Annotated in this window: 17 protein-coding genes and 2 pseudogenes; 12 read left to right on the forward strand and 7 right to left on the reverse strand. The window is 36.0% G+C overall.

The features are described 5' to 3' along the window. The first annotated feature begins 63 nt into the window (after positions 1-63). On the forward strand, positions 64-1,527 hold the full coding sequence (locus tag AC6CIB_RS02770; protein WP_498277872.1) for an MDR family MFS transporter: 1,464 nt from the start codon (positions 64-66) through the stop codon (positions 1,525-1,527). Positions 1,528-1,836: 309 nt separating this feature from the next. Further along, entirely contained in the window at positions 1,837-2,157 is a 321-nt protein-coding gene (locus AC6CIB_RS02775) for a hypothetical protein (protein WP_498277873.1), read from the forward strand. Positions 2,158-2,670: 513 nt separating this feature from the next. On the opposite strand, the gene AC6CIB_RS02780 is transcribed toward AC6CIB_RS02775, so the two are convergent. The 3 genes from AC6CIB_RS02780 to AC6CIB_RS02790 form a co-directional block, all read right to left on the reverse strand. Continuing rightward, positions 2,671-3,132 carry a carboxymuconolactone decarboxylase family protein gene (locus AC6CIB_RS02780; RefSeq protein ID WP_498277874.1) on the reverse strand — a complete coding sequence of 154 codons (462 nt, stop codon included), beginning with the start codon at positions 3,130-3,132 and terminating at the stop codon, positions 2,671-2,673. Between the two features lie 108 nt (positions 3,133-3,240). After that, complete coding sequence (locus tag AC6CIB_RS02785) at positions 3,241-4,110, reverse strand: RNA polymerase sigma-70 factor (protein ID WP_498277876.1); 870 nt, start codon at positions 4,108-4,110, stop codon at positions 3,241-3,243. Between the two features lie 237 nt (positions 4,111-4,347). Next, on the reverse strand, positions 4,348-5,046 hold the full coding sequence (locus AC6CIB_RS02790) for a YetF domain-containing protein (protein WP_498277877.1): 699 nt from the start codon (positions 5,044-5,046) through the stop codon (positions 4,348-4,350). A gap of 208 nt (positions 5,047-5,254) precedes the next feature. Between AC6CIB_RS02790 and vanY the strand changes: the two genes are divergently transcribed. Then, on the forward strand, positions 5,255-6,130 hold the full coding sequence (vanY, locus tag AC6CIB_RS02795) for a VanY-A/VanY-F/VanY-M family D-Ala-D-Ala carboxypeptidase (RefSeq protein WP_498277879.1): 876 nt from the start codon (positions 5,255-5,257) through the stop codon (positions 6,128-6,130). A 207-nt stretch (positions 6,131-6,337) separates the two neighbouring features. Beyond that, the gene (locus AC6CIB_RS02800; RefSeq protein ID WP_498278628.1) at positions 6,338-6,745 is read left to right on the forward strand and encodes a VanZ family protein; all 408 of its coding nucleotides are present in this window, start codon (positions 6,338-6,340) and stop codon (positions 6,743-6,745) included. A gap of 72 nt (positions 6,746-6,817) precedes the next feature. Here AC6CIB_RS02800 and AC6CIB_RS02805 read toward each other — a convergent pair. Beyond that, positions 6,818-7,045, reverse strand: a pseudogene (locus AC6CIB_RS02805) (IS110 family transposase); the annotation flags it as partial. Positions 7,046-7,261: 216 nt separating this feature from the next. Here AC6CIB_RS02805 and vanR point away from each other — a divergent pair. The 3 genes and pseudogenes from vanR to AC6CIB_RS02820 all read left to right on the forward strand — a co-directional run bounded on the left by vanR (position 7,262) and on the right by AC6CIB_RS02820 (position 9,967). Next, the gene (gene vanR / locus AC6CIB_RS02810) at positions 7,262-7,957 is read left to right on the forward strand and encodes a vancomycin resistance response regulator transcription factor, VanR-F/VanR-M family (RefSeq protein ID WP_498277880.1); all 696 of its coding nucleotides are present in this window, start codon (positions 7,262-7,264) and stop codon (positions 7,955-7,957) included. After that, a complete protein-coding gene (locus tag AC6CIB_RS02815) occupies positions 7,950-9,053 on the forward strand; it encodes a sensor histidine kinase (protein ID WP_498277882.1) in 1,104 nt (367 codons plus the stop codon). The genes vanR and AC6CIB_RS02815 overlap by 8 nt, the downstream gene beginning before the upstream one ends. 109 nt (positions 9,054-9,162) lie before the next feature. After that, positions 9,163-9,967, forward strand: a pseudogene (locus AC6CIB_RS02820) (M15 family metallopeptidase). A gap of 1,178 nt (positions 9,968-11,145) precedes the next feature. Here the strand turns inward: AC6CIB_RS02820 and AC6CIB_RS02825 are convergent. The 3 genes from AC6CIB_RS02825 to AC6CIB_RS02835 form a co-directional block, all read right to left on the reverse strand. Further along, entirely contained in the window at positions 11,146-11,913 is a 768-nt protein-coding gene (locus tag AC6CIB_RS02825) for an ABC transporter ATP-binding protein (RefSeq protein ID WP_498277883.1), read from the reverse strand. An 89-nt stretch (positions 11,914-12,002) separates the two neighbouring features. Beyond that, entirely contained in the window at positions 12,003-12,986 is a 984-nt protein-coding gene (locus AC6CIB_RS02830) for a sensor histidine kinase (protein WP_498277885.1), read from the reverse strand. After that, the gene (locus AC6CIB_RS02835; RefSeq protein WP_498277887.1) at positions 12,983-13,684 is read right to left on the reverse strand and encodes a response regulator; all 702 of its coding nucleotides are present in this window, start codon (positions 13,682-13,684) and stop codon (positions 12,983-12,985) included. The genes AC6CIB_RS02830 and AC6CIB_RS02835 overlap by 4 nt, the downstream gene beginning before the upstream one ends. A 294-nt stretch (positions 13,685-13,978) precedes the next feature. Here AC6CIB_RS02835 and AC6CIB_RS02840 point away from each other — a divergent pair, with 294 nt between their 5' ends. From AC6CIB_RS02840 to AC6CIB_RS02860, 5 genes are all read left to right on the forward strand, one after another. Further along, entirely contained in the window at positions 13,979-14,902 is a 924-nt protein-coding gene (locus tag AC6CIB_RS02840) for an ABC transporter ATP-binding protein (RefSeq protein WP_498277888.1), read from the forward strand. Then, entirely contained in the window at positions 14,903-15,634 is a 732-nt protein-coding gene (locus tag AC6CIB_RS02845; protein ID WP_498277889.1) for an ABC transporter permease, read from the forward strand. It begins immediately after the preceding gene. 32 nt (positions 15,635-15,666) lie between these two features. After that, complete coding sequence (locus AC6CIB_RS02850) at positions 15,667-16,404, forward strand: ABC transporter permease (protein ID WP_498277891.1); 738 nt, start codon at positions 15,667-15,669, stop codon at positions 16,402-16,404. 70 nt (positions 16,405-16,474) lie between these two features. Continuing rightward, positions 16,475-17,764 (forward strand): FtsX-like permease family protein, encoded by a 1,290-nt coding sequence (locus AC6CIB_RS02855; RefSeq protein ID WP_498277892.1) that lies wholly within the window; start codon positions 16,475-16,477, stop codon positions 17,762-17,764. A gap of 217 nt (positions 17,765-17,981) precedes the next feature. Continuing rightward, positions 17,982-18,167 carry a hypothetical protein gene (locus AC6CIB_RS02860; protein WP_498277894.1) on the forward strand — a complete coding sequence of 62 codons (186 nt, stop codon included), beginning with the start codon at positions 17,982-17,984 and terminating at the stop codon, positions 18,165-18,167. Positions 18,168-18,518: the final 351 nt, after the last annotated feature.

The following is an 18,518-nucleotide window of genomic DNA, read 5'->3' on the forward strand; positions in this document are numbered from 1 at the left end:
AATATACTCGAGTATAAAAAAATATACATTAGTTAATATAATTGAAAGGAGTGTGGGTTTTCTATGGGAAAAGCTCTCACTTTACCAGTAGATATAGAGGGAAAACCCTTTAAGAGAGGCGGGGTTGTAATCGTTTTAATGGTGGGTACTTTTATAACCATTATTAATCAGACCCTGTTAGTTACAGCTCTCCCGAGAATTATGCAAGACTTAGGTATCACTGCTAATAATGCTCAGTGGCTGATCACTGCGTTTATGTTAATAAGTGGGGTAATGATTCCTATTTCAGCATTTTTAATGAATCAAATCGCTAATAGGTCTTTATTTTTTATGGCGATCGGAAGTTTTGCTTTGGGAACATTGGTTTGTGCTTTTAGTACAACCTTTCCAACGCTGCTTATTGGTCGTATTATACAGGCCATTGGAACGGGATTAATGATTCCATTAATGCAAACGTTAATTTTTTTAATATTTCCAGCCGATCGTCGAGGAGAGGCAATGGGATTAGTTGGGATTGTAATAGCATTTTCGCCTGCAATCGCTCCCACTTTATCTGGTTGGATTGTTGACATGTATGATTGGCATTATCTATTTTACTTAATCCTCCCAATTGTTCTGATTGATATAGTTCTTGCTTTCTTTTACATGAAAAATGTCGTTCATTTAACAAAACCGAAAATGGATATTCTTTCGATCTTGTTAAGTAGTATAGGTTTAGTTTCACTACTATACGGAATTGGTGTTGCAGGAAATATAGGATGGGGAAATAATACCGTCCTGATAACATGTGGAATTGGATTAGTAGTACTGATTGTGTTTGCCTGCCGTCAGTTCAAATTAACAGAGCCAATATTGGAGCTAAGTGTCTTTAAGGATAGAACATTCACTTTGACCACGGTCATTGTCTCCATTATTTTTATGACTATGATTGGATTGGAAATTCTCCTACCCATTTATACACAAACGATACATGGGTACTCAGCACTTCGTTCAGGTTTAATACTTCTGCCAGGTGCACTGGTGTTAGGGATCATTTCTCCCATTGCCGGAAAAATTTTTGATAAGCATGGTATTAGAAGACTATCCATAATAGGACTGCTCATTCTTTCTTTAGGGTCACTTCCATTTATGTATCTAACTCAGGAGACCTCTATTGGGTGGATAATTTGTTTCTATTCCTTAAGAATGGCTGGTATGGGGCTAGTAATGATGCCACTCGCTACCGCGGGGATAAATGCACTACCAAAGAAGTTTATAAGCCACGGTTCTGCGGCTAACAATACGGTACGGCAAATATTTGCTTCACTTGGTGCGGCAATTATGGTGGGGGTAATGTCGACTACCATAGCTAAATATACTGGCGATCAAACAGTGAAGAAAGAAGAAAATATATTACTGGAAGCAACTGTAAATGGGCTTAATAATGGTTTCATGATTGCTTTTATTCTCATTATTATTGCATTCATTTTGTGCTTTTTTATAAAACAGCCTTTTACAATAAGTAATAGAGATGACGAGAACGATTGAAAAGTAATATTTTTGCATGAAAATGATCAGCTCCAAATCAAAGAGGGAGGCTATCTTTTGAGGTGGGCTACATATTAATGAATTTTAGAAATGAGAGGGGCAGTTTAGCTCAACAATGAGGATGTTAAACGATGTACTTTTTTATATGGATAACTAACTCTTTTGTAGCTGTATTAAGTATTTAATTTTAATATGATGGGAAAATGCTTATAATACTTACATCCAGAGGTGGTAATAATTTGTGAAAAAATTAATCATTGTGTTTGCTGGATTCCTCTTGGTAGGATGGTATGGAGTTCCCAAAGACGAATGCTAGAAGAAACTTTATATACAAGATACTATTCTTATCTCTTATTCAGATTTTATCTTGTGTCAAAAATAGATAAAATCGAAAGAATAGATGGTGATACGCGTAGACATAAAGTTTATGCAAGTGCTTTAAACTACGATGGGCATCATAGCAATGTTCCCTTGGATAAAATCCTTATCACGTTGACTGATACTCCCAAATACGGTGTTAAAATCAATAAAGTTACAATACAAAAAGGTATTTCTGAAATAGAAAGCCTTATACAATGTAGACGGGAGAACAAAAATCTTGTTGAGCTAATGGGGACTTTACTTCAATAAGGGAGTTGCTTAGGCGGCTCTTTTTTGTATGAAAACACAATAGTAAAAAAGCCATGCTAAAATAAACCCTCCATATTCTCATTTCTGTCTTATGGGAAATAAATGTAAATTATAGAAAAGAATTCGTAAATTAAAGACGAATGAGGAAAATTTTCCTACAATGGAGTGTTTAAACTCGATTTTTCATAGGGTAAAAGTCCTTAATTTTCCCAACCTGTTTTTGAAATTTTTTTCTGAGACTGGAAAATACTCTGTATGGTGTCACTATTTAGAAAATTTAATTAAACGAGAAGGTAAGGGAAACGATTGGCAGTTCATAAAGAGAATGATAAAGGTATAAGGCATTGGACTAAATTAGGTTTTTCTAAGTTTAAAGAAGTAGTTTTTGAGGGGAAACCATATTACTGTTTAGAGAAGGTCTTTATTCCATAAACGGGCCATCTTGTGGAATAAAAGCTAAGTAAAAAATCCCTCGTATCTATTCTGAATACAAGGGATTTTATGTGGGCAAAATTACTTTTCTGTTGCAGGCTTGTAGTGTCCAGGTATGTTTTTGGATGAAATGGCCAATCGGTTCCAGCTGTTGATCGTGATAATTATGGTAACTAGATCGATATATTGTTTTTCATCAAAATGAAGGCGGACCCGCTCATACAGATTATCTGGTACACCGTTTGCCGAAATGGTTGTGACTGCTTCCGTTAATTCTAGCGCTGCCCTTTCCGCCTCAAGATAGAATGGTGACTCACGCCAAGCATTCAAACAGTAAATTCTTTGTTCGGTTTCGCCATTTGCCCGGGCATCCTTTGTGTGCATATCCAAGCAGAACGCACAGCCATTGATTTGAGAAGCACGAATTTTAATCAATTGGATTAATTTGTTATCAATTCCCGTAGTTTTCTTGTACTCCTCCAATTGAAACATTAATTTGACAACTTCTTGGTTTGTCCGCATGTAGTTAACACGTTGCTCCATGTCTATCTCCTCCATTAAATGTTTTAGGGGTTCACTAATAAGACAAAACAGAGGAGTGATTTGTGACATAAAAATAGAGAGCCACATTGAGCTCTCAGTCTATCCTTATTAAGGAACAGGAATATGATTTAATTTATCCGGATTTGAAACAATAAAGATTCTCCGGATATTTTTTTGTTTTGAATCTAATTCAAAGCAGATGACTTTGATAGGGTGCCCCTCTTTTACATGCAAGATTCCTTTCTGACCATTGACCATCACCGGAAGAAGTTCTCCTATGAAACTTCCTTTAGCGGAAATTCCTTTAAGAAAGGCAGATACGCGCTGTTTGTTTACAATTGGATTTAATGCAGCAATCACCTTTCCTCCGCCATCGGTAACAAGTACAACATCTTCTGTAAGAATATCAATAAATTCCTCAAAATTTCCGGTCGTCGATGCTTTTATGAATGTTTTTGCCAGGAGATCAACATGTTCAGTATTCTCCGGATGGACAGGCATATCATTCTTTAATTTCCGCTTAGCACGGCTGTAGATTTTTCTGCAATTCACTTCAGTTTTTTCCAGCATCCCGGCAATATCCCCATAGTCATAAGCGAATGCTTCTCTAAGAACGAACACTGCTCTTTCAACAGGTGACAGTTGATCCAGCAAAACGAGAAAGGCATAAGAAACTGTTTCGTCTGTTACAATCTTATCTAAAGGTTGCTCTGTTTGGTGTACCCGAGGTTCAGGCAACCAGGGACCTGTGTAAATTTCTCTTCTCTTACGGGCTGATTTTAAAAAGTTTAGACAGCGATTCGTCGTCACTTTCGCAAGATATGCCTTCAAGTCCTCAATTTGATTGGTGTCAAGCTTAAGCTGCAAGAATAAATCATGAACGATATCTTCTGCGTCGGTAACTGATCCAAGCATACGGTACGCAATGGAAAAAAGAAACGGTTGATATATCTTATATAATCTATCCAACTCATTCACTTGCTTCACCTATTTTCTATTACATTTTTCTTCTAGTATATACGATTCGTAGATTGAGGACCATGTATAGAATTAGGTTCTAAGCGTCACAAGAAAAGTTCATTATTGAACAAAATACTAGTTAACAGAAGTTCTTTGGTTATTCAATAATTGGGCAGGATTGTTGAATAATAAAAACTCTAGTGATAGGTCACTTTTGACTCAAACTGTGCAATAAAGAGGGGAAAACACCCCTCTTTAATTCAACATATCATTTTTACCGTCAATATATAGCTTTCCGTCTTTTTGTACTTCGGCATAAAAAACATCTGAAATTGAATTAATTCCTGATAATCGTATTTGTTGCTCTAGCCATTCGGTATTAAGGTTTAATTTTTCTAAATTTGACATGATAATCCTACCATCATTGATGACCTCAGTAGAAATAGGATAAGTATTTAGTGCAGGGTTTTGTATTCCAAAATCTGATTTTGAAAGTGGTTGGCTGGGTTCCTTTTTCATGACAGATAAATTTCCATCTGTTTCGAAAATCGCATAGTCTACATCTGACACAGCAAATACATTTTTTTGTCTTAATAATGCATTTAGTGCGTCAATATCTAAACGGACTTTTCGTAACTCGTCTTCCATAATTTGACCCTTTTTAATAAGGATTCTTGGCTGTTCCTCGATTAATTCACGAACCTTTTTTGAATTTATATCTATGTAACCTAGAAGAATTGTTATTAGGGTCCAGCCAATAAGTGCAATTAATCCATTGCGAACACTGAGTGAAGGATCAATAGCTAGAGAAGCACCGATAGTACCAATTGCGATACCAGAAACAAAGTTAAAAAAAGTCATTTGGGAAATTTCTTTTCTACCCATAATTCGGGTTAGAGCTAACAAGGTTCCGAAAGCTAGGACAAGTCTTAATAATAAATCTGTAAGTGGCATAAGCTACTCCTTATTTTAGATTTAAAATAAGGGTACCCATTAAATTCAAAGTTATTCATGCTCTTGTTGTATCACAAATAGTTGAAAAAAAGATAAGGTTTAAAATCCGAGTAAAGGATTTAAGAAAAATTTAAAATTTACCCCACTATTTTTTTAAATAGTTTTCCCTACACTTATAAGCAAATAAGATTAAGGAGGAAACTGATAAATGAAGAAGTGGGGCTTTTTATTATTATTATTGTTCCTAGGGTTAACTTTCGTAAATATGGAACCATTTTCTGAACCAAAAGTAAAAATACAAAACGATGATCAATCTAAAAATGATATAGCAGAGGGTGGAAGAATTTCTATAAATAACCAAAAAATTAAAATTACAGAAGACCAAATCTATCAGGGAGATCTGCTTTTGGTCAACAGTGAATATCCTGTTCACCAAGAGAGTATTAGATCGGATATTGTCAATTTATCTGCAAACTATAAATTAGCACAAGGTTATGTGTTGTTAGACAGTGAAATTTATTTGTCAAAGGATGTTGCACATAAATTCTCAGATATGGTTGCTGCTGCAGAAAAAGATGGACTTCAATATTTCGCCATCACAAGCGGCTTTCGAGACTTTGATGAACAAAGTGTACTTTATCAAGATATGGGTTCTGCCTATGCCTTGCCACCTGGCTATAGCGAACACAATCTAGGTTTATCGCTTGATGTAGGATCTACTCAAATGAAGATGGCTGATGCACCAGAAGGAAAGTGGATAGAAGAAAACGCTTGGAAATACGGTTTCATTTTACGCTATCCAGAGGATAAAACGGACATAACAGGAATTCAATATGAACCGTGGCACATCCGCTATGTTGGTTTCCCTCATAGCGCGATTATGAAAGAAAAGAATTTCGTTTTAGAAGAATATATGGAATACCTAAAAGAAGAAAAAACCATTTCTGCTAGTGTAAATGGGGAAAAATATGAGATTTCTTATTATCCTGTTACTAAAAATCCGACCATTCATGTGCCTGCTAATATTCGTTATGAGATTTCAGGTAACAATATCGATGGTGTGATTATGACAGTGTTTCCCTGATAAGCACGCATGAAACTCAGGGAAGGTGAGGGTGGGGAATGAAACAAACGAAATTTAATGAAAGGCATTATGGTACCGGTACTATTTACCTTGTATCTGAATGCTTTATTCAAAATCATTCTGTTTAAGTTTGACTCGATTCATGTTACTTTTCTCATGTCTCGACTTCAGAGGAATCTGTGAGACCCCGGTTTTATCTTGAATCAGTTGCAATCAGGAAATTTTATTCTGTTTAAAACCATATCTGTTTATATTCAGATACCGTCTATCCATCATTTAATCAATTTGGTTGGTAATATTGTAATATTCATTCCATTTGGGGCATTTATTCTATTGTTGTCTAAAAACAAAGGGATATCATTGAAAGATACATTAGTTTTATCCTTAAGCTTAGGTCTGGAATGCTTACAGATCGTTTTTTCTATCGGAAGTTTTGATGTGGATGATCTTATACTAAACATCTCTGGAGGCTTACTTGGATACGGTGCTTTCAAGCGATTACTACTGTGCGGTCTAGAGCAGAACCCTGTCGCTAAGCCTATAAAGAGTTATTCATCATATTTTAAGTTTGTCAACATTTTTAATAAGGAATTTTATTTATCCATGCTATACTAAAACTGTCCATTACAAATAACCTTCCGAGTACACTGTTTGGAAGGTTTTTCATTTGATAGTTAGATGTAGTAGTTAAGCTATATCTTGGAAGGTTGTTTTGCTTTTTAATAAGGCATAGAGCCAGTATAAGAGCTTATTCACACAAGCAATTACGGTAACTCTAAAGGGTTTACCTTTATCGCGTTTTTTGTTATAGAACTCTCGTAGTTTCTTGTTTCTTGCAATGATCTCATCTGTAGTCATTTGCTTTCTGGTATCACGAATACCGCACCTTACAGCCATATATAGCTCGCCTTTCAGAGTAGCTTATATAAAGAAATTGATTAGGGAGAATTCATCCATTATCATCGTTTTTCCATATTCTTAAAAGAAGTGTGAATACTAAAAAATGAAATAAGCATTAAATTTTAACAAAGAAATGAAATACTGGGTATAATCCTGCTGATATAGCGCCAGAAAAATTTGCTTCGATAGGTATTAGAATAATCAGATTGTACTTCAATAGGAGTGGAAAAGATGAAACCAATATCAATTTTAATTGCAGATGATGAGGAGGAGATTGCCGATTTAGTAGCCATTCATTTAGAAAAGGAAGGGTACCAGGTTATTAAAGTAACAGATGGACAAGAAGCAATTCGAGCGATTCAGACTCAGCATATTGACTTAATTATATTGGATATTATGATGCCAAAAATGGATGGGTATGAAGTGACTCAACACATTAGAGAACAGTATAATATGCCCATTATCTTTTTAAGTGCAAAAACTTCCGATTTCGATAAAGTGCAAGGGTTAGTAATCGGGGCAGATGATTATGTGACGAAACCATTCACTCCCATTGAATTGGTCGCTCGTGTAAATGCCCAATTGCGGCGTTCGCTGAAGTTGAATCAGCCAAAAATGAATCATAAATCTATTTTGGAGTATGGCGGATTAGTAATATCCCCTGATCAACGGACAGTAATGGTATTTGGTGAGAACATCGAACTGACACCAAAAGAGTTTGATATCTTATATTTGCTGGCAAGCCATCCGAAGAAAGTGTATAGTGTGGAAAATATTTTTCAACACGTATGGGGGGAAGCTTATTTTGAAGGTGGTAACACAGTAATGGTCCATATACGTACATTAAGAAAAAAACTGGAAGAAGATAAAAGGAAGAACAAATGGATAAAAACCGTTTGGGGAGTAGGTTATGCATTCAATGGCTAAATTTGCACACAGTTTTCGTGCTAGAATGATTGTTTTATTCGGTTTAAGCATGATGTTTTCCGGTATCATTACATTTTTAATATTTATTGGTCTTCAATTTTACTATCGCACATATGTCCACTATGAAGACCCATTGGCACGTGTTCGCTTATTTGTAAGCACTATTGGAGATATTAATTTCTTTTTGCTCTTATTTATTCCACTTTCTGTATTGTTCTTCTTATTACTCACTAAACCCTATTCCACCTATTTCAATGAAATTTCCAAGGGGATCCATAAATTAGCCCAAGGTGATTTTCACCATCGGGTTGAAATTCCCGCCCATGATGAGTTTAGAGATATCGCACAGGATATAAATTTGGCAAGTGAAAAGTTGAAAGAAGCTGTTGAAAGAGGTGATTTCACTGAAAGCAGCAAGGATCAGCTCGTAGTAAACTTGGCTCATGATCTACGTACACCCCTCACTTCTGTTATCGGCTATTTAGATTTAATTCTAAAGGATGAGAAATTGACAAAAGAGCAGGTACAACACTTTTTGACAATTGCATTTACCAAATCTCAACGTTTAGAAAAACTTATTGATGAATTATTTGAAATAACGAGAATGAATTATGGAATGCTCCCAATAAAAAAAATGAAACTTAATTTAAATGACCTCCTTTTGCAGCTAAAAGAAGAACTGTATCCGGTATTTGAAAAAAATAATTTGCTAGTCCGAACAGATTTACCAGCCACTTTACCTATTGTAGGCGATGGCGAGCAATTGGCACGTGTGTTTGAAAATCTACTTACAAATGCAAATCGCTACGGATATGATGGGGAATATGTTGATATTAACGGATACATTGATGCAAATGAAGCAGTGGTACAAGTAGTGAATTATGGGGATAGTATAACACCGACCGACCTCCCGCATCTATTTGATATTTTTTATACTGGAGACAAAGCACGGCAAATGCAAGAAGGAGGAACTGGCCTTGGCCTTTTCATCGCAAAGAATATCGTAGAACAGCATAACGGGAGTATCACAGCCAATAGTAGCTTAATTCGAACGGTATTTGAAGTGCGCTTGCCCCTTGATAGTGTAGCTAAATGATCAGCTATAGTCCCTAAAGAATATTTAAGAGAAATTTAAAATTTGCCCCACTTTTTATTTGAAAACTTTTTAATATTCTTAATCTATAAGCTTGAAGGAGGAAATAAAAATGAAAAAGTGGGGATTAATATTTATTATAGTATGCTGCTTATGTATTGCGGTCAGCAAATTAACAGAGGATAAAGTTGATATTCAAAGCTATGATCAAGATAGCCTAACTGAAATAAGTCAAAATTTAGAGATTACAAGTGAGCAAATCTATCAAGGAAATTTGCTCTTGGTCAATAAAAAGATTCCGGTTCGCCCGTGATAGTATAAAATCCGATGTTGTTAACTTATTTTTGCATAAAGAATTGACTCAGGGATACAGTTTGCTGAATAAGGATCTCCTTTTGTCAGGAAGTGTTGAAATGGAGTTTTCAAGACTGGTACTCAAAAAGATGGAGTTCGTCATTTTTTGATTAGTAGTGGCTTTCGTAATTTTGAGAAACAAAGTGCACTTTCCGAAGAATTAGGTGCCGCTTATGCGTTGCCACCAGGTTATAGTGAACACAATTTAGGTTTATCGTTGGATGTAGGATCTGCACAAATGACTATGGATAAAGCACTGGAAGGAAAATGGATAGAGGAAAATGCATGGAAACACGGCTCTATTTTACGCAATCCACAAGATAATACCGAAATTACAGGCATTCAATATGAGCCGTGGCATATCCGCTACAAAATCTTGCCTTGGAAGAATATTTGGACTATTTAAAAGGAGAAAAAACATTTCTGCCACGATAAACGGGAAAGCGTATACGGTTTCTTATTATCCAATCTCTCAAGCAGCCGTAGTGAAGGTGACAAAGGATTGTGATTATGACATTTCCGGGAACTATGAGGATGGTGTAATTGGATCCGTTTATAATTGATACAATTAATGGGAAGGTGATTATCTATGCTTGAAATTTTGGAAACTAAACGTTTATATGTTCAACCACTTACCAAAAGGATGCTTTACTAAAAATCTTTTGGGAAATCAAAGTTACAGATTAAGAAGGTAACCTTATTTGTATTTCTCGATGTACGATGGCAGTCATTAAAAGAAGGTAGTCAACTGTTTCGTAAGTTTGTACCGTTAACATTTTTTCGGAAGAAAGCACTCTCTTCAAGCGTGTGAAAGGTGAAGTCTGACGGTAAGGAAGAAATGAATCCGGGAGAGAAGGCAAAGCTGTTTCCAACGATGAAAATCTTATTGTGGATATGAGATATCCTAAGGAAGTAACGGAGCTGTAACAAATCCGTAGCAATTGTTCCCTACAGGATTTGCGCATGCTTTGAAGGTGCAATTGGTGCAGTACTTAGACAAAAGAAGATTAAAGCTGAAGATACAACAATTACTTCCCATGTCACACTCGGCAAAGATGCAATGACGGTTATGTGCTAGCAATTACTTTGGACATCTCAATTAGATTTCCTAGAAACTAGCGTGGCAGAGGAAATCGTCGCAGAAGCTCATAAATTTTGTCCTTATGCTAAAGCTACCCGAGGGAATATCGAAGTAACAACAATTGTTAATTTGAAACACGCCATTTTCTTGATGTATAATCGGGCACTTTTCTCTAATAAGGAAAGTGCCTATTTATGTGAGTTAGTCATTTTAAGAGTTACCATAAACGAAACAACTCCAATCGCATAACAGTAGTTACAATCTTCATACGTTCGATTTCCATAAATATTTTCGAACGAATGAAGACTGGAAATTACCTTTATAAAACTTGAATTTCATTCAACTAACATGTCTGTTCATGATTACTTCTTATCGATACCTGAAATAGCGATCCAAGATAAGAATATGATTGATCCACAACCAATATTAATTATAGATAGAGATTTCAAAACGTGTTTAGACAAACTTATAATACCCATAATTAAACCTAAAATTGGTATAGTTAACCAAATGAAATCCTGCAAGTATTCATTGTAAGACCCTACAAATCCTAGAATATTAGTCAAAAACATTAAAAACCATAATATTTGTAACAATAGGATTGCTTGAATCCCTTTTGACATATAACCATCTAACTTGTAACCCCCTCACTTATGATTATCAATTAGGTACCATCAAATTATAGCTATCACCACCCAGATGACCAAGAACATCAATAATTTTTTGAAAAAAAACGGGACGGCGATCTCCTTTATATATTTCGTTATAAAGCTTACCATCCTTGATGAAAATGACTCGTTTACAATAGCTTGCTACGACTGGATCATGCGTTACCATAAGAGTGGTTGTCTTTTCACTCCGGTTAATATTAGTAAGAGTGTCCATTACAGCTTTGGAGGATCTTGAATCAAGATTTCCAGTAGGTTCATCAGCTAAAATTAAGGAAGGTTTATGAATAATCGCTCGAGCAATAGCAGTTCGTTGCATTTGTCCGCCTGAAATTTCATAGGTTCTTTTATTTAATAGAGATTCTATACCTAGTTGTTGAGAAATACGCGCAATTTCTTTGTCCATTTCTTGAGATTTCACCCCGTTTAAAACCAAAGGCAAGACAATATTTTCTTCCACCGTCAGGGTGTCAAGAAGGTTAAATTGCTGAAATACAAATCCAAGCTCATTCCTTCGAAAAATTGCTTTATCATTATGAGTCATAGCATGTGGATTACTCCCGTTTATCGAAACTGTACCATGAGATGGCATATCAATTGTTGCTAATAAATTAAGTAAAGTCGTCTTCCCACTACCTGAGGGACCCATAATTCCAACAAATTCTCCTTTATCGATTGAAAAATTGATGCGATCCAGAGCGCAATGAGAAACCCTTCCTCTATAAATTTTACTCAATCCTTTTACATCTACAATTTGCATAAAGCTCCCCTCCTAAGTAAGCATAGTGTAACGCTAACACAACGGTGGATGAATTGATTATCCTTACAATTCACTTACAAACTTGTAATTTAATTTACTCGTTTAAAATAAATTTGAACGATTGTGCCTTGATTGAGACTAGATTCTATTTCGATACGATGTCCTAATTCATCAATAATTTGTTTAACAAGAAAAAGTCCCATTCCTGTAGATTCTTGAAACGACCGTCCATTTTCACCAGTAAAGTAAGGATCAAAAACACGTGGTAAATCACTTTTAGGTATCCCAACTCCATAATCACGTACCGAAACAACAATTTCATCTTTCAATTGTTTGGCCTCAAATTGGATTTTCTGCCCAGCACCCACCGTGTATTTAATGGCATTAGTGATGAGTTGTGTAAAAACAAAAGATATCCATTTTTCATCTGAATGGATGTAAAGTTTTGAATCGATCATAATTTCCGGATAGATATGATTCCTTATGAATAATCGTTTCTGTACAGAAGTTGTTTTTCGAACCAAAGAATAGAGACTAAGAGATTCCACATAAAAGTCATTCTCAAAAGAATCCAGTCGCGAAGTATATAAAACGATATCCAATCCGTTTTTCATCCTCTCAATCTCATCGTTAAGAGACGAAGAAAATTCATCATCTCGCTCTTGTGCCATGAGGTGCATCACGGAGAGAGGCGTTTTCATTTGATGCACCCATTGATTTAGAAATTGTATGTGATGGTCAAATTTTAATTTATAACTTTCCATTTCTTTTAGATAGTATTGGCGTAGTTCATCGTGAAACTGATCTAGATAGCTAGGTAGTGGAGAAGATTGACGTTCCATACTCATATCATTCATTGATGTTAAAGGTGTTGAAAGGCGTTTGTAAAATGTTTGATTTCGTATGTAGCGAACGACTAAGTAACAACCAAAGAGTATGAGGCTTAAACTCGATGCATACAAAGCTGTAGGTCCATGTCGATAGCCATCAAGCCAAAAAATCATCAATATGAGCAATAATTGTCCGACATATAAACAGCAAAAAGAAACATGATCACGGAAAAATAGCTTCATTCTCCTTTCCTCCAATTAGGAATGAGACGATATCCTTTGCCCCTCACGGTCAGAATGGCATTTTTAATGTGGAGATTTTGAAGCTTTTTTCGCACACGGTTAATATTAACGTTAAGCGTATTATCATCTACAAATGCTTCCTCATCCCAAATTTTTTCAAGCAATCTGTCACGACTAATAACTGCTTCAGGCTTGCTTAAAAATTCACTTAGCATTCTTGTCTCTGTATGACTTAGCTCGACCATATAGACACCGAAACTTATAACCATGCGATCCACATCAAGGGAAACTCCCTCAAAGTTTATCGTTCTACTGAGTTGGTTCGTTGCATAATCACCATAAGATCGCCTTAACTGACTTCTTATTTTTGCAAGTACAATCTCGTAATCAAAGGGTTTTGTAATAAAATCATCTCCACCGTTTTCCATAGCCATCACCTGTTCCATCTTTTCGTCACGAGCAGAAATAAATAAAATGGGACAAGTAGAGAACTGACGTATTTGTTTGCACCAGTAATAACCATCGAATTTTGGTAAATTAATATCCAATAAAACAAGATGTGGAGAGAAAGCTTTAAACTCTTCAACCACGCTTCCAAATCTTTGTACAACGCTTGTTTCAAATTCATATTTCTGAATATAGTCTTGTAGGAGAGAGACCAACTTCTCATCATCCTCTACAATGAACACACGAAACATAGATTTCACTCCTCCAATGAATTTCCCCGTACCAATAACTTGATTTAATAGGTGCCCCTTATATGATACAGTTAATTTTAGCATATATTTCCATGGTTTATAAATATGGTTAAACCTTTAAACAAGATCTATCTACATTATCTTACAACATCGTAAGGTAATGAAAGGTTAAACAATGGTAGTCAAATCGCATTACCCATATAGTACAACTATAGACAATTTGCTCAGAGACGCCTTTCATCGAAAAAAAAAGATAATTGGAGTCTTTGACAGTACATAAAGGCAGGGATAATGATGAATAAGGATGCTGGAGAAACATTAGTTGTTACAAAAAATTTAACAAAAAAATTTGGGGATCAGTATTCAGTTGACCATGTGAATTTAGAAATTAAACGCGGTCAAATTTTTGGTTTTCTTGGTCCAAATGGTGCAGGGAAGACCACTTCAATCCGTATGCTCCTCGGACTAATGAAACCAACAGAAGGTGAAGTGAGGCTATTTGGCCAAACATTTCATAAAAATCGAATTGATATTCTTGGAAGAGTAGGGGCTCTCGTCGAAGCTCCTTCTTATTATCGAAACTTAACTGGATTCGAAAATTTAAAACTCTCTAGTAAAATATTAGGATCTTCGAACGCCCGAATCGAAGAGGTGCTGGGAATTGTTCGGTTATCTGAAGTTTCCCACCAACCAGTGAAGCAGTATTCTCTAGGAATGAAGCAAAGACTAGGAATAGCACTCGCTCTGCTTGGTTCTCCAGAGCTATTAATATTAGATGAACCTACAAACGGGCTTGATCCAAGTGGCATCCATGAAATTCGGCAGTTGATTAAAAGAATGCCCGAAGAATTTGGTATAACGGTGTTAATTTCTAGTCACAACCTTGCCGAAATCGAAATGATCGCTTCCCACGTAGGCATCATTCAATCCGGAAAATTAAAGTTTCATGGCACAATGGAAGAGTTGAAGAGAGATCAAAAACCTCGAGTTGAAATCAAAGTCAATAATTTGATGGGTGCAAAAGATCTACTACGCCAGCTAGATGTTCAAGCAAGGATTATAGAAGATATGCTACTGGTCGATCAACCAACTGACTCGGTTTCAGCAATAAACAGAAAACTTGTTAGCAATGGATTTGAAGTCTCCCATTTGGTAGAGAGCGTCAAATCTCTAGAGGAAATTTTCTTGGATTTAACAGGAAAAGAGGGGGCCATCTAGATGTTTCATAAGGTTCTTTCAGCTGAATGGGCAAAGCTTCGCAACAATCGAATAGTTTTTCCAGTCATTTTAGCTCCAACCTTAATTTTGCTATTACAATATGCAAATTTTAAAATTCGCTATACTAGTGTAGTGAAAGAAGGAGATATACCTTGGACGATTTTCATTGAACAACACGTAGTGATCTGGGCCGTTCTTATACTTCCAATCCTAGCAGCCGTGTTATCTAGTATGCTTATCATGAGCGAAAATTCAGAAAATAATTGGAAATATCTCTTAGCTCTTCCCATCAAACGAAGGGATGTGTATTTTGCGAAAATCACGTTGGTCATCTTTTTCTTACTGGTAAGCTCCATTATGCTTGGCATTGGTATTGTAGGTAGTGCATCGATACTCCAATTACCTGGCGATATACCGTATAGTCAACTAATACAAACACTTAGTGCTGCATTGATTGGCGCTTTTGCTGTGCTAACCATTCAATTTTGGCTTAGTATTAAATTCGATAATCCCGGTATTCCTTTAGCCGTATCCATCTGTGGAACGGTAGCAGCCATATTTCTATTACAATCAGCCCTGACACGATGGCTACCTTGGGTATATCCTTATTTGGTACTTCCTATCCGCTTAAATGAAGGAATTAATATTACCTGGTATATGGGGCAGTCCGTGGTGGTTGGTCTCTTATGTTTAATCATAGGGTATCGTGAATTTGCCCACCGAGATATTTAAATAAATGAAACAGAAACGAAGGTGAATAGAGCATGACGTTTGGTAGAGTATTAATGATGGAGATGATGAAGTTAAAGCGCTCTTATGTTTGGCTATTAATGTGTGTAGCACCACTATTAATGGTGACGTTTGGGGCTTATAACTTCGTCCGTTATCAAGATGTCTTCCTACAAGGAAATGCGGTTCCTTGGGAAAAACTACTAGGGCAAATCGTAACATTTTACGGTCTCTTACTTCTTCCGTTATCGATCGCGGTGATGGCCGTTTGGCTTGCCAGAATTGAACATTCAGAAAATAATTGGAAATACTTATTTACCATGCCAGTGAATTTGAAATCCATATATATCACTAAAACAATTATTCATATAGGACTCGTCGGTCTATCCATGGTCATTCTTTATATTGGAACTATAGGAGCTGCGATTATTGTGGGTGTTGGGAATATCCCCTACGGTACGACGGCCGTTAATGTCCTCATTTGTTGGATAACATGTCTACCCATCCTTGCTTTACAGATGATTCTAAGTATAAGATTCCCTAATATTGGAATGCCCATTGGGATAAGTTTAGCTGCATCGATTACGAGTGTTGTTATTACAAACAGCGCCTATGGAAAGTATTATTTCTGGTCACTCCCCTCACTGACTTTAATCCCAAATTCAGAAGCGATGAGGAATCTTACTATACCCTATTCACTGACCATATCCTTAGCAGCCTTTAGCTGCATTATGGTAATAGGATATAGGTTCTTTCGAAAACATGAAGCATAACTATACCTAACATTAGCTCACCAGTAAGGAGGCTATTATGACTTTTCCAAGATTAGCATTCATTAACGTTGTGAGAAACAAACAAGTTTATTTATCCTACTTTCTTAGCAGTGTATTCTCTGTTTCTGTTTTCTTTATTTATGCTCTTTTTGCATTCCATCCAGCTTTCACCACAGAGATAATTGGCGGATATGTCTCTGTAGGTATGCATTTCGCAGAAGCGATTATTTATGTGTTTTCTTTTCTCTTTGTGCTTTATTCTATGAGTTCATTTTTGAAATCCCGGAAAAAAGAATTTGGAGTTTTTGCAATCAATGGAATGTCGGATAAACAATTGCGTAACCTGATTTTTTTGGAAAATATGCTCATGGGATCTGCAGCCATAATTTCAGGGATATGTATTGGACTACTGTTTGCAAAACTACTGCTTTTAATTAGCGAATATGCCTTAGGAATGTCAAATGAGCTCCCTTTTTATTGGCCCTGGGAAGCCATTCTCCTAACTTCCATTTCTTTTGGTGTGCTGTTTTTAATCATTTCATTCTTTACGACTTCTTTTGTCCGGGGTAGTCAATTAATTGATCTCTTCACAGGAAACTCTAAACCGAAACGTGCACCCAAAGCATCTCCTGCTTTATCCATTTTATCTGTTTTTCTTCTAGGAGGAGGCTATGCTATCGCGTTGCTCGTTCAGGAAGCTATGGTTTTTTTCGCCATGATACCAGTAACCATAATCGTCATACTTGGAACCTACTTCTTTTACACCCAGCTTAGTGTCTATATTCTTCACCGCATAAGAAAACAAAAGAAAATCTTTCGACACAAGGTGAATATTATCATTGTATCGAACCTAATTTATCGTTTACGCGATAACGCTCAAATTTTATTTATGGTAACGGTTGTCCTTACCATAACCTTTTCAGCGATCGGAACCATTGTTGGTATTCGAACAATGCTCCTTGAATCAACGAAAATTACTCAGCAAGGTATTGATATTGTCTTGTTTATTGGCTTTTTTATAGGCGCAGTATTTTTCATATCTTCCGCAAGTCTATTGTATTTTCGACTTTATACCGATATGAAGGAGGACAAACGCGAGTATGAAATGATTGCAAAATTTGGGATAACGGAAAAAGAGTTATCAACTATCATTACGACTAAATTAGGAGTCCTATTTTTTATTCCGTTATTCGTTGCCACCATTCATAGCTTCATATCCCTTATTGCCATGCAAAATATGTTTAGTTATTCACTTATGAAAGAATCCATGTCGGTCATAGGCATGTTTATAGTCTTACAAATAATCTATTTCATTATAATAAGATTTCAATATCTCACAAAAATTAAAAGCATGTTATAAGTGAAATTATAGAATAGGAACTTTGGAAAACTTTAATCTAGCGATTTAAAAAATAAACTCTACAAGAATATTGATAAAATTAGAATACCGTAGACAGTTGGTTTAAACGATTGGAAGAGAAAAAAATTCATTATGTGAATTGAGCAGGAAATGAAAAAGCGTATGATCAGCAGGTCGCGATATTGCTTTATTCATTTTTAAAAAAAGTGAAGGAAAGTTGGCGTTAGAAGGAATATTTAATTACTTAGAATCTCCCGTGAGTCCTTATGCCATACGGCCGTTTCCTAAGGAAGAGACACAACTGGTCGGGCATATGAGAGAAGAAATGGAGCAAGTCGCTAGGGAAATTGCAACTCTCCAGGTAGAAGAAATAAAACAACACTATCAAAAAGTCAAAGGCTGATGGGGATTTCTGAAAGCGGAAAGACGTATTATCAAGATTTTCAAGAACATGTTCCTTTCAAAACGACGGGGGAAGGAAAACGATTCTTTTGTTAACCTATATTGATTTTGTCCTCCTAAAAGGGTGTCTTTTTGGTTCATTGATGGAGAATTTTTTCTCTTCCTGATTATAAATAGCCTGGAAATAATAAGCTGCGAATTATCTGCTATGTAGTGGAAAGAGGAGAATTCGATATTCTGTTAAAGGGCTATTTAATGGAAGACGGAGTTGCTGAAAATTGGAAATTAATAGATAATTACTGAAGGAGAGCTAACTAAAAATAATATAGAGAGTTTGATTATTGTTACGAGG

The sequence above is a fragment of the Rossellomorea sp. GQ25 genome (assembly GCF_059758515.1).

Coding starts and splice junctions, on each gene's coding strand:
- AC6CIB_RS02770 (WP_498277872.1), top strand. CDS start 64: ATGGGAAAAGCTCTCACTTTACCAGTAGATATAGAGGGAAAACCCTTT.
- AC6CIB_RS02775 (WP_498277873.1), top strand. CDS start 1,837: ATGCTAGAAGAAACTTTATATACAAGATACTATTCTTATCTCTTATTC.
- AC6CIB_RS02780 (WP_498277874.1), bottom strand. CDS start 3,132: ATGGAGCAACGTGTTAACTACATGCGGACAAACCAAGAAGTTGTCAAA.
- AC6CIB_RS02790 (WP_498277877.1), bottom strand. CDS start 5,046: ATGCCACTTACAGATTTATTATTAAGACTTGTCCTAGCTTTCGGAACC.
- vanY (WP_498277879.1), top strand. CDS start 5,255: ATGAAGAAGTGGGGCTTTTTATTATTATTATTGTTCCTAGGGTTAACT.
- vanR (WP_498277880.1), top strand. CDS start 7,262: ATGAAACCAATATCAATTTTAATTGCAGATGATGAGGAGGAGATTGCC.
- AC6CIB_RS02815 (WP_498277882.1), top strand. CDS start 7,950: ATGGCTAAATTTGCACACAGTTTTCGTGCTAGAATGATTGTTTTATTC.
- AC6CIB_RS02825 (WP_498277883.1), bottom strand. CDS start 11,913: ATGCAAATTGTAGATGTAAAAGGATTGAGTAAAATTTATAGAGGAAGG.
- AC6CIB_RS02830 (WP_498277885.1), bottom strand. CDS start 12,986: ATGAAGCTATTTTTCCGTGATCATGTTTCTTTTTGCTGTTTATATGTC.
- AC6CIB_RS02835 (WP_498277887.1), bottom strand. CDS start 13,684: ATGTTTCGTGTGTTCATTGTAGAGGATGATGAGAAGTTGGTCTCTCTC.
- AC6CIB_RS02840 (WP_498277888.1), top strand. CDS start 13,979: ATGAATAAGGATGCTGGAGAAACATTAGTTGTTACAAAAAATTTAACA.
- AC6CIB_RS02845 (WP_498277889.1), top strand. CDS start 14,903: ATGTTTCATAAGGTTCTTTCAGCTGAATGGGCAAAGCTTCGCAACAAT.
- AC6CIB_RS02850 (WP_498277891.1), top strand. CDS start 15,667: ATGACGTTTGGTAGAGTATTAATGATGGAGATGATGAAGTTAAAGCGC.